At 42.2% G+C, this 12,067-nt stretch carries 6 protein-coding genes and 1 tRNA gene; 5 read left to right on the top strand and 2 right to left on the bottom strand.

The window, feature by feature from the left end; genetic code table 11:
* Positions 1 to 12 precede the first annotated feature (12 nt).
* The 4 genes from ptrA to PSE69_RS13025 are packed head-to-tail and all read left to right on the top strand — an operon-like array spanning position 13 to position 9,000.
* Positions 13 to 2,910, top strand: a complete 2,898-nt coding sequence (gene ptrA / locus PSE69_RS13040) for a pitrilysin (protein ID WP_036943241.1) — start codon at positions 13 to 15, stop codon at positions 2,908 to 2,910.
* A 5-nt stretch (positions 2,911 to 2,915) separates the two neighbouring features.
* Positions 2,916 to 6,524, top strand: coding sequence for an exodeoxyribonuclease V subunit beta (gene recB, locus PSE69_RS13035; protein WP_154610304.1), 3,609 nt, complete (start codon positions 2,916 to 2,918; stop codon positions 6,522 to 6,524).
* A complete protein-coding gene (gene recD, locus PSE69_RS13030; protein ID WP_171831082.1) occupies positions 6,524 to 8,380 on the top strand; it encodes an exodeoxyribonuclease V subunit alpha in 1,857 nt (618 codons plus the stop codon). The genes recB and recD overlap by 1 nt, the downstream gene beginning before the upstream one ends.
* 50 nt (positions 8,381 to 8,430) lie before the next feature.
* Complete coding sequence (locus PSE69_RS13025) at positions 8,431 to 9,000, top strand: hypothetical protein (protein WP_053110613.1); 570 nt, start codon at positions 8,431 to 8,433, stop codon at positions 8,998 to 9,000.
* A gap of 53 nt (positions 9,001 to 9,053) precedes the next feature.
* Here PSE69_RS13025 and argA read toward each other — a convergent pair whose 3' ends face one another.
* Complete coding sequence (gene argA / locus PSE69_RS13020; RefSeq protein WP_014657668.1) at positions 9,054 to 10,397, bottom strand: amino-acid N-acetyltransferase; 1,344 nt, start codon at positions 10,395 to 10,397, stop codon at positions 9,054 to 9,056.
* 246 nt (positions 10,398 to 10,643) lie between these two features.
* Here argA and amiC point away from each other — a divergent pair, with 246 nt between their 5' ends.
* Positions 10,644 to 11,894: an N-acetylmuramoyl-L-alanine amidase AmiC gene (gene amiC / locus PSE69_RS13015; RefSeq protein WP_014657669.1), complete on the top strand. Its 1,251-nt coding sequence runs from the start codon at positions 10,644 to 10,646 to the stop codon at positions 11,892 to 11,894.
* Positions 11,895 to 11,990: 96 nt separating this feature from the next.
* On the opposite strand, the gene PSE69_RS13010 is transcribed toward amiC, so the two are convergent.
* A tRNA-Met gene (locus PSE69_RS13010) sits at positions 11,991 to 12,067 on the bottom strand.

The following is a 12,067-nucleotide window of genomic DNA, read 5'->3' as shown; positions in this document are numbered from 1 at the left end:
GAGCATTAAAGGATGCTACGTTTATCCAAAAGTATCGCTCAATTTTTCTTGTTGTTGGCCTTAGTGGCTTGGGGGGGAGCGGTAGCCGCACAACCCCTTTGGCAAGTTTTACCTGAGACTATCAATAAGAGTGAAAATGACCCAAGAACTTATCAAGCCATCAAGTTAAATAATGGCATGGTTGTTCTATTGGTGTCCGATCCTAAAGCGACAAAGTCATTAGCGGCGGTATCCATTCCTGTTGGAAGTCTAGAAAATCCAGATAGTCAATTGGGGTTAGCGCACTATTTAGAACACATGGTGTTGATGGGCTCTAAAAAATATCCAGAACCAAGCAGTTTGTCTGAGTTTTTGCAAAAACACGGTGGTAGTCATAATGCAAGTACTGCCGCTCATCGTACTGCTTATTATTTGGAAGTTGAAAATAGTGCACTTCAACAAGCAACCGATCGATTGGCTGATGCATTGGCAGATCCATTGCTCGACCCAACTAATGCAGACAGAGAGCGTAATGCGGTCAATGCTGAACTGACGATGGCGCGCTCCCGTGATGGCATGCGGTTATGGCAGGTTCGTTCGGAAACGTTAAATCCTCAGCATCCGAACTCACGTTTTTCCGGTGGAAACTTAGAGACGCTACAAGATAAACCGAACAGTAAATTACAAGCAGAGCTGGTGGGTTTTTATAAGCAATACTACTCTGCAAATTTGATGAATGGTGTGCTTTATGGCGACCAGTCTATAGAGTCATTGGCAAAAATAGCAGCAGAAACCTTTGGACGCATCCCAGATCGTCAAGTCACTGCACCATCGACAGATGTGCCAGCCGTTACAGATAACGAAAAGGGGATCATCATTCACTATGTTCCCGCTCAGCCACAAAAAGCAATTCAGCTTGAGTTTAGTATAAAAAACAATATGGCTGACTTTCGTAGTAAAAGTGATGAGTATATTGGTTACCTAATTGGGAATCGCAGCCCAGGTACGCTTGCTGATTGGTTAATATCTCAAGGGCTTGCCGAAGGGATCAGTGCGTCATCAACACCAAATGCAGATCGCAATGATGGTGTTTTCTCAATTTATATTACGTTAACCGATAAAGGGTTAGCAGAGCGCGATCAGATTATTGCGGCTGTTTTCTCTTATATCGATTTACTGAAAAAAGACGGTATTAATAAAAATTATTTTGAAGAAATTGCCAATGTACTGAATCTCTCTTTTCGTTATGGCTCCATTGTCAGAGATATGAATTACATTGAGTGGTTATCAGACCAAATGATCAATGTACCAGTGAAGCATGTACTGGACTCAGATTATATTGCAGACAAGTATGATCCTGCTGCCATTAAGGCTCGTCTATCTGAATTAACGGCAAAAGATGCGAGGATTTGGTTTATTAGCCCGGATGAGCCTCATAACAAAAAAGCTTACTTTGTGAATGCACCTTATCAGGTTGATAAAATTACAGAAAAGCAGTTAGCACAATGGGATAAATTGGAATCTAAAATGAAATTTAGATTGCCTGAATTAAACCCATACATTCCTGATAACTTGTCATTAATTAAGGTTGATAAGACATATAAGCACCCAGAGCTTATCTATCAAACAGATAACACTCGAGTGCTCTATATGCCTAGCCAATATTTCGCGGACGAACCGAAGGCAACAATTAATTTATCTCTTAGAACGAAAGAGGGGATGCAGGATGCTAAATCGCAAGTGACAGGCGCGTTACTGCAATATATTGCTTCTTTAAAAATGGATGAATTGCAATACCAAGCATCCGTTGCTGGGATGTCTGTTTCTGTTTCCCAAGGACTTGGCTTACAGTTTAATGCGAGTGGTTATACACAGCATTTACCTGAGTTGTTTTTATCAATGACCAAGCTTTATGTCAGCTTTGAACCTACCGAAAGGGAACTGGCTCAGGCGAAATCTTGGTATCAGGAGCAAATTAAAGTTGCTAATAATGCCAAAGCTTATGAATTAGCGATGCAACCACTGCGTCGTATCGATACCGTACCTTATTTTGAGCAAGAAGAACGGTTATCAGTGCTTGATAGCATTTCGCTAAAAGATATTACAGATTATCGTAGCAAAGTTGTGGATAGTGCAGCGCTACAGGCGATGGTTATTGGTAATTTAACCGATAAACAAAGCGTGAAAGTGATCCAAGATGCCCAAAAGTTACTTAAGAGCAAAGGAACAAATTGGTGGCGTGGTGATATCGTCGTTGTTGATAAACCATATTTAGCGGATTTCCATCACCAAGCTCAAAGTACAGATAACGCTTTGGCAGAGATATTTATCCCTGAAGGTTATAGCCGTATTGAAGGGGCGGTATTGTCTGGCCTTCTGTCTAATATCATTCAGCCTTGGTTTTACGATCAACTAAGAACAAATGAGCAACTTGGGTATGCGGTTTTTGCTTTCAAAGTTGGGTTAGGTGACCAGTGGGGAATTGGTTTCTTATTGCAAAGTAACGCAAAAACACCGGACTACTTGAACTCTCGTTACCAAGAGTTTTATCAAGTTGCGCTCGATAAGCTGAACAAACTACCAGCCCAAGAGTTTGAACAGTATAAACAATCGATTATTACTGAAATGAAACAACCTCCACAAACTTTCTATGAAGAGGTTGGACGTTATTCTTCAGACTTTAACCGCAATATTTTTACGTTCGATACCCGAGAGAAAGTACTCGCGTTATTTGAGAAAGTGACTCAGCAGCAAGTGATTGAGTACTACCAAAAAGCGGTGATGAAACGTCAAGGGTTAGCGTTGGCATCTCAAGTTATTGGTCAAGATGTCAATGAAAAAACAGGATATGCACCACTAAAAGGCTGGGTGTTCTATCCGAATGCGTCAGAATTTCAAAAAATCTTGCCAGTTAAGGAAGATGCGAAGTGAGTAAAATGCAGATAAGTTCCCAATTGTTAGATGCTTTTTCGTTACCATTACAAGGCCAACGGTTAATTGAAGCCTCTGCGGGTACAGGCAAAACCTATACGATAGGGATACTCTATCTGCGTTTACTATTAGGGTTAGGGGGGGAGAATGCTTTCCCCCGACCTCTTACAGTTGAAGAAATTCTCGTAGTGACATTTACAGAAGCCGCAACTAATGAATTACGAGGGCGTATACGTGAGCGAATTCATAAAATGCGCCTTGCTTGTATCCGTGATGGGGTCGGTTTCGAAAAAGAGCCGGAATATTTAGAGCTACTCTCGCAAATTCCAACACCAGAGCAACGTGAGTTTGCCATAAATTGGTTACTTACCGCTGAGCGTCAAATGGATGAAGCTGCGATTTATACCATTCATGGCTTTTGTCAGAGAATGTTAGTTCACAATGCTTTTGAATCAGGCGTTTTATTTGAACAGACGATGATCCAAGATGAACTTCCGATTCAAAAGCAAGCTTGTGCTGATTTTTGGCGGCGTCATTTCTATCCACTCGATTATTCAATGGCAAAAGTTGTTTTGTCACAATGGAATAGTCCGGAAGCATTACTGGCGGATATTAAGCCTTTTTTACAAGGTGATATGCCATACATAGTTAATGAAACGCCAAATAAAGAAACCTTTGAAGAGCGTCACCAGCGTTTAATCGAACTCATTACTCAAGTGAAGTCTTTATGGCTAGCAGGGTGCTCTGAAATTGAAAAACGGATTGTTAGCTCGGATGTTGATAAACGTAGTTATAGCTCGCGCTTTTTACCGAGCTGGTTAGATAAAATGGCACGCTGGGCAGAGGAAGAAACACAAGATTACCAACTGCCAAAAGAAATTATTCGGTTTTCGCAAGCTGCCTTACATGATAAATCGAAAAGTGGCTCAGGCCCTGAGCACGAGGTATTCGCGCTCATTGATGAACTTCTTTCGCAATCCCTAACCATTAAAGATCTGATTATTCCCGTTGCCATAACAGAAGTTAGGCAAAACATTGCCCGAGAAAAACACAGTAGAGGCGAAATGGGGTTTGATGATTTGCTCACTCGCTTAGATAACGCATTAAAAAAGCAGGGCGGAGATTACTTAGCTAAAGCCATTAGCCAGCGTTTCCCTGTTGCGATGATTGATGAGTTTCAGGATACCGACCCTCAACAATATCGTATTTTTCAGCGGATTTATCATGAGGTTGAAAATAGTGCATTGTTATTTATTGGTGACCCTAAACAAGCTATTTATGCGTTTCGCGGCGCTGATATTTTTACTTACATTGCAGCGAAAAAGCAGGTTAGTGCTCACTATACACTAGAAACTAACCATCGCTCCTCCGAGCAAATGGTTGAAGCTGTTAACCGTATTTTTAGCCATTGCGAAAAACCTTTTATTTTTGAGCAGATCCCATTTAACCCTGTCAACTTTGCAGCCAAAAATGCGGGCAAGATATTAAAGCATCATGGTCAAGCAGTAAAAGCGCTAACATTTTGGCAAATTGATGCAGAAGCGGTTTCTATTGCTGATTATGAGCAAACAATGGCATCACAATGCGCCGCACAGATCAGTCAATGGTTACAAGGGGGAGCTGAGGGAACAAGCTTATTTCAGCATAGTGATGGAAAACAACATCCGGTTTCTGCGGCTGATATTACAGTCTTGGTGAGAAGCCGACGTGAAGCAACACTGATCCGTGATGCACTCAATCAGTTGGGTATCCCATCTGTCTTCCTATCGAATAGAGAAAGTGTTTTTGCGACCCAAGAAGCGCGTGACCTTTTATGGATTTTACAAGCGGTACTGTCGCCAGAAAAAGAGCGTATTTTACGTAGTGCACTAGCAACGGGAACTTTAGGGCTAAACGCCAAAGAGATTGATGCGCTAAATTACGATGAAAAGGCATGGGAAGCGCTGGTGGATGAGTTTTCTCAATACGCGCTAATTTGGCGTAAGCGCGGGGTTCTGCCGATGCTTCGGGTTCTGATGGCGGAGCGCCATATTGCAGAATCATTGCTTTCTGCCGTGGAAGGTGAACGTCGTTTAATGGATTTGATGCATATTGGTGAACTGCTTCAAGAGATGTCTCTTCAATTAGAAGGTGAGCACACATTAGTGCGTTGGTTAACACAGCAAATTGCTCATCCTGATCATCAATCGAACGCACAGCAAATGCGTTTAGAAAGTGATAAACACCTAGTTCAAATCAGTACCATCCACAAATCAAAAGGCCTTGAATACAAGATTGTTTGGCTGCCATTTGCGAGTAATTTTTTACCACAATCAAAGGCGCTGTACCATGACAGGGAGAATTACGGCACTCATTTAGACTTAGATGATAGTGAAGAGAACGTTGCGCTTGCGGATGAAGAGCGTTTGGCGGAAGACTTACGGCTACTCTATGTTGCCTTAACACGTGCAATCTATCATTGTAGTGTTGGTATTGCGCCAATAATTAAAGGTAACCGCAAGAAAAGTGGTGAAACCGACCTACACTTATCTGCTTTGGGGTATTTAATTCAAAAGGGAGAAGCAGGGGATTTTAGCTTACTCAATAAAGGATTAGCAGAGCTCGCCGGTACTGCGATTAGTGTGGAGCGCATTGAGTATACAGAATCTATCTCAATGTCTTTTGATCAAGATGATAATGAGTCATTGTCAGCTAGGGATATTACTCGCTTCTTTGACTACCATTGGAGAGTAACCAGTTATTCAGGGTTGAGCTATAGCAGTGGTCATAGTGGCAGTGGTAATGAGCAAGCGATAAGTGCTGAGCAGCTTGCGACCTCACTGGCACCTAAAATAGATGTGGAAGCTAGCTTAGATGCCACTTTACCAGAAATCGATGAATTTACGTTGACACCACATCTGTTTCCCCGCGGAACTGCACCGGGAACTTTTCTTCATGAACTTATGGAAGAAATGGACTTTTCACAAGAGATCCCCCTTGAATGGTTAGTTGAGAAATTGCAAGGAGCAGGGTTTGATACCAAATGGGCTGACATGTTACAGGCATGGTTGGCGGCTATTGTGGATGCGCCACTGGCAGATGATGGTTTATGCTTGTCTGCATTAGCGCCTCAAGATATGTTAGATGAACTACAGTTTTATCTTCCTATTGATAACTTGCTTCAAGCTGAAGATGTTGATCGCATTACTCATCGATATGATCCGCTATCTGCGGCTTGCCCTCCGCTTAATTTTGAAAAAGTACAAGGTATTTTAAAAGGGTTTATCGATTTAACGTTTTTATGGAAAGGGAAATTTTATCTCCTTGATTATAAATCAAATTACCTCGGTGATGATGCGGCTAGCTATACGCAATCTGCGATGGCTGAAGCGATGATTGACCACCGTTATGATCTTCAATATCAATTATATTCATTAGCGCTGCATCGTTACCTTAAACAGCGATTACCTAACTATCAGTATGATGTTCATTTTGGTGGCGTCTATTACCTCTTTCTTCGTGGCATTGATCGGGCAGAGTCAAAAAATGGTATTTTTTATTATCGGCCAGAAAAGGCATTTATCGACGAACTGGACCAACTATTTCGTAACGCACAAGAGGGAAGTGAGCCATGATGAAAGCGCTGTTTAATAAAGCGCTCGAAGCGCGATTATTCACTCCCCTTGATATCCAGTTTGCTTATAACATTACACAAGAGCAAAACCCAACATTATTACTGCTTACCGCATTATTGAGTGCTGAGACGATGGCGGGGCATGTCTGCTTGTCATTATCTGATTTCAGTCAGGAAAAACTGTTTGCAGGGCGCCATCCTGAACTTGCAGACGAATTTTGGCACGCAATAGGTACACCTGATCCAGAAACCATTTATCACCTAGTTAAAAATGCTCCTTTTGTCTGCCTAGCGGGGGAAAGTGAATTATCCCCCTTGGTGTTATCGGGGGAGTTTTTATATTTTCAGCGGCTATGGCAATATGAGCAAAGTGTTTCAGACTACTTTTCACACACCGGACTACCTCAATATGATGCTCTGCGCATTAAAGGAATATTAGACGCTCTTTTCCCGCAAAGTGATGAAATTGACTGGCAAAAAATAGCTGCCGCAGTGGCTGTCACTAGCCGAGTTTCCGTGATTTCAGGGGGGCCTGGCACGGGGAAAACAACCACAGTTGCTCGAATTTTAGCGGCATTGGTTAAATTGGCTGTAGAGAATAAACAACGTATTCAAATTGAATTAGCAGCGCCGACAGGTAAAGCTGCGGCACGTTTAACAGAGTCGTTGGGGGCAGCACTCGATGGCTTGTCATTGACCGATGAAGAGCGACATATGTTGCCTAATCAGGCAAAAACACTGCATAGGCTATTAGGGGCACAACCTGAAAGCCAGCAATTCCGCTATCACCGTGATAATTTATTAACACTGGATATTTTGATTGTTGACGAGGCTTCCATGGTGGATTTACCCATGATGGGTAAATTAATCGAAGCCTTGCCAGTAAATGCCAAATTGATCTTTTTAGGGGATAAAGATCAATTAGCATCCGTCGAAGCGGGGGCTGTACTTGGAGATATTTGCCAATTTGCGGATCAAGGATATAGCCCCCAACGTGCCCAAGAATTGGCTCAACTGACAGGATACGCACTCGATCACTTTACATCAAATACAGGCCCTTTGATCAGAGATAGCCTCTGCCTACTGCGTAAAAGTTACCGTTTTTCGGCTTCTTCGGGTATCGGGCAGCTTGCTTTTGCGGTTAATGATGGAGATACCAAGCGTGCTGAAAAGTTATTAAACAGCACATTAAATGACGTGCATACTTATTTACAAGAAAGTGAGGATGATTATGCACAGATGTTGATAGCGGCATCTAATTTCTATCGAGATTATCTTCTATCAGTAAAAGCTAGACAGGATCCGGCTGAGATTTTATTTAAATTTAATCAATTTCGTTTGTTGACAGCTTTGAGAGATGGCCCCTATGGTGTAACAGGGATAAACGAAAAATTAGAAAAACTGCTTCATCGGCAGGGGCTTATTCATCGGCCATTAAACCAAATAAATAAACATTATGCAGGTAGGCCAATTATGATCAGCCGAAATGATAGTCCATTAGGGCTATTTAATGGCGATATAGGGATAATCCTGCCTGATGAAGAAGGGGCACTTAGAGCTTATTTTCAGTATCCCGATGGCTCAATTAAGGGGATCCAACCTAATCGGTTGCCTTTACATGAAACAGCATATGCAATGACTGTACATAAATCACAAGGTTCAGAGTTTGCTCATACCGCCTTAGTACTACCGAAGGTATATTCACCAGTCGTCACTCGAGAGCTTGTGTATACTGCAATAACTCGCGCCAAAAAAGAACTTTCTTTGTATTGCACGATTAAGATTTTACGCCGTGCCATTGAGACACCGACGAAACGACGTAGTGGCTTAGCAATACAGCTCATGAATGTAAAATAAACGTAGTAGCCTTGGCTACATAATTAGACTTAAATGCAAAAGGTAATAATATGGATACCCAGCCAACAACGACGGCAATAACAGTCACGCTTAAAGCGAGAATTCAGCCAGAAAGACGTGCAGACTTAGAAGATGCCTTTATGCATGTTATGCAAAGTATGGAAAAAGATATTCATGTGACAGGTGGTGGCACGTTACTTTCAGACAATGGTGAAATTGATGAGTGTGATATTGAGTTATCTGTTGCAGAGGCGAATGATGAAAATATCAGCTTAATTATTCAATTGTTTTCATCCATGTTGGCGCCGAAAGGATCACGTTTAGTTATTCATGGTGAAGACACTGTGATTGAATTTGGTGATGAAGAAGGGTTAGCCCTTTATTTAAATGGTACTGATTTGCCCGACGAAGTTTATGAAAATAGCGATATTAACGATATTTTCGATAAATTAGACGAGGCTGTAGAAGATATTGGTGCGATCCATGGTGTGTGGGAAGGCCCTACAGAAACAGCGTTCTATTTCTATGGCGCATCATTTGCCGAAATGTCATCACTGCTACAACCTTTAATCGATAGCATACCGCTATGCCAAAAATCAAGAGTGGTACAAATCGCCTAGGTTGATTGACTAACCTGACAGTAAGTAAATTGTCAGGTTAGTCGAGCTAAAGTCTATTTATCGGCTTTTGCATGTAAATCTAGCATCAAAATTTTAGAACGGCGTTGGTAGTTATATAGCGCCTGTTTTTTCAATGGCAACATCTCAATCTCTGCGGGAATAAAGCCCCTTTCTTGGAACCAATGAATACTACGTGTGGTTAAAACAAATAGCTTTGCTAACCCTAATTGCTTAGCCTGTAGGGAAACACGATGTAAAAGTTCTTCTCCCCGCGAAGAGCTACGGTAGTCAGGATGCACGGCGACACAAGCCATTTCCCCCAGTTTTTCTTCGGGGTAAGGGTAGAGAGCCGCACAAGCAATCACTAAGTTATCTCGTTCAATGATCGTAAATTTATCGATTTCCATCTCAAGTTGCTCCCGTGAACGTCTTACAAGGATGCCTTGCTGCTCAAGAGGGCGAATTAACTCAAGAATACCGCCGATATCATTAATATTAGCACGACGGATTTGTTCGGCGCTTTCCATGACAATTTGCGTACCAATGCCATCGCGCGAAAAGAGCTCTTGGATTAGCGAGCCATCTTCTTGATAACTTAATAAATGGCTGCGACGAACACCGCGGCGGCAAGCTTTCGCCGCGCCACGTAAAAAGCGCACAGTACCTGAATAATAATCCCCTTCGGATTCCAGCTCTTGGATCCTATCTTCGGCTTCATCGGGAAATAATTCTGATAAAATATTGCCATCTTTATCAGCGACTCCTTGTGAAGAACAAAAGCCGATTAACTTTTCAGCCTTCATTTTCACTGCGAGTTGAGTGGCTATTTCCTCAGAAGTGAGATTAAAACTTTCACCAGTAACAGACACGGCAACCGGACCAATAAGTACGATAGAGCCATTATCCAGTTGTTTATTGATAGCATCTTCATCAATGCGGCGGATACGCCCGCTATGGCAGTAATCAACGCCATCATCCACACCGAGTGGTTGCGCGATCACAAAGTTACCGCTGACAACACTAATATGAGCGCCTTGTAAAGGTGTGTTACTCAGACTCATCGATAAACGAGCCGTAATATCAAGTAATAAGGCACCAGAGGCTTGCTTAACGTATTCAAGTGTATTCGCATCCGTTACGCGGGTATGTTTATGATAAACAGCCTCATAATTATGCTCGGCTAAAATATCTTCGATTTGAGGGCGAGCGCCGTAAACTACGATAATGCGGATACCAAGACTATGTAATAATCCTATATCATTGACAATACTCGGAAAATTCTCATGCGCAATTGCTTCTCCACCAAGCATAATAATAAATGTTTTGCCACGGTGGGCATTGATATAAGGAACCGAATGGCGAAACTCATCTACCAATTCGGTGCTGCGCTCTTTCATAACCACCCTCTTAACTGAATTTTTATTCGCTATTAATGTATTTTTATTCTTTTTAGCGATAAATATCAAGCAAAATATAGGATAAGACTTGTAACATTTTTATTATTTGGGTTTACATATCTCTATATTTAAATGTGTATTCTTGATGACAGTATGCGAATGATTCGCTAGAGTTTATGTTTCTGGCCTCTATTTGGCTTTTGTTCTAAAATCACCTGATATTCAGTTTTAGGTTCGGAATTATTGATGAGTCACCCAGATCACTGTCCATCTAAACGCCGCCTTTTACAAGGAGCGGCAGCGGTTATGTTGCTTAGTGTCAGCCCATTTGGCTTTGCTGCGAATACAAATGTGATCGCAGTACGTATCTGGCCTGCATCAAGTTATACGCGCGTGACGCTAGAATCGAGTGCTCCATTAAAATATCGCCAGTTGGTACTGCATAACCCTGAACGCATCGTTATCGATTTGGAAGGGGTACAGCTGAACAACATTCTGAAGCAGATGGGAACTCAAATCCAATCTCGCGACCCGCATTTAAAATTAGTACGGGTCGGGCAGTTTGATCCAAAAACAGTGCGTCTTGTTTTTGAAGTCAAAAATAAAGTCAGCCCACAGATTTTTACTATCGCGCCCGTTGCTGAATTTAAAAACCGTTTGGTGTTAGATTTCTATCCGGGTAAAGGGGTAGAAACATCGGACGATCCATTGCTTGCCTTATTGGAAGATTATAATAAAGGCGATTTAGAAGAGAAAATGCCTGCTCAGGCGAAGAAACCGGGTAAAGCAGGTCGAGATCGCCCCATTATTATTATGATTGACCCAGGGCATGGGGGGGAAGATCCCGGCGCAATGGGGAAATACAAAACGCGAGAAAAAGATGTGGTTTTACAAATCGCTCGCCGTTTGAAAGCGTTAATCGATAAAGATCCCAAAATGCGTGCCTATATGACTCGTAACGAGGATGTATTTATTCCATTGAAGGTTAGGGTCGCTAAGGCTCGAAAAATGCAGGCAGACTTGTTTGTTTCGATTCACGCTGATGCCTTTACCAATCGCTCAGCTCACGGTTCATCTGTGTTTGCCTTATCGACTAAAGGTGCCACCAGTAATACCGCTCGTTACCTCGCTCAGACACAGAACGAGGCTGACTTAATTGGTGGGGTGAGCAAAAGTGGTGATGTTTACCTTGACCATACCATGCTTGATTTAGTGCAAACAGCAACCATTAATGACAGCCTCAAATTTGGTGATGAGGTTTTAAAGCGCATGGGCAAAGTCAATCGGCTACATAAAAATAAAGTTGATCAGGCAGGCTTTGCGGTATTGAAGGCGCCGGAGATCCCTTCAATCTTGGTTGAAACAGCCTTTATCAGTAACTTAGAAGAAGAGCGTAAATTGAAAACCGCGAAGTTCCAGCAGCAGATGGCGGAATCTATCTTCCAAGGGATTAAAGCCTATTTTCGTAATGGCGGCGAATTAGCGATTAGAAATTAGCCGCTAGAATAAAATCGATAAATTAGAAAAGGTGACTGGCTGAAAAGTGAGTTGCCTTTTTTATTATTGCATTGATTTAATAGGAAAAATAAGAATTGGTTGCGGGGGCCGGATTTGAACCAACGACCTTCGGGTTATGAGCCCGACGAGCTACCAAGCTGCTCCACCCCGCG

It is taken from the genome of Providencia sp. PROV122, from assembly GCF_028482365.1.
Taxonomy (GTDB): Bacteria; Pseudomonadota; Gammaproteobacteria; order Enterobacterales; family Enterobacteriaceae; genus Providencia; species Providencia stuartii.
Note: the sequence above shows the minus strand (reverse complement) of the source record. Positions and strands in the feature narration are given on the sequence as shown.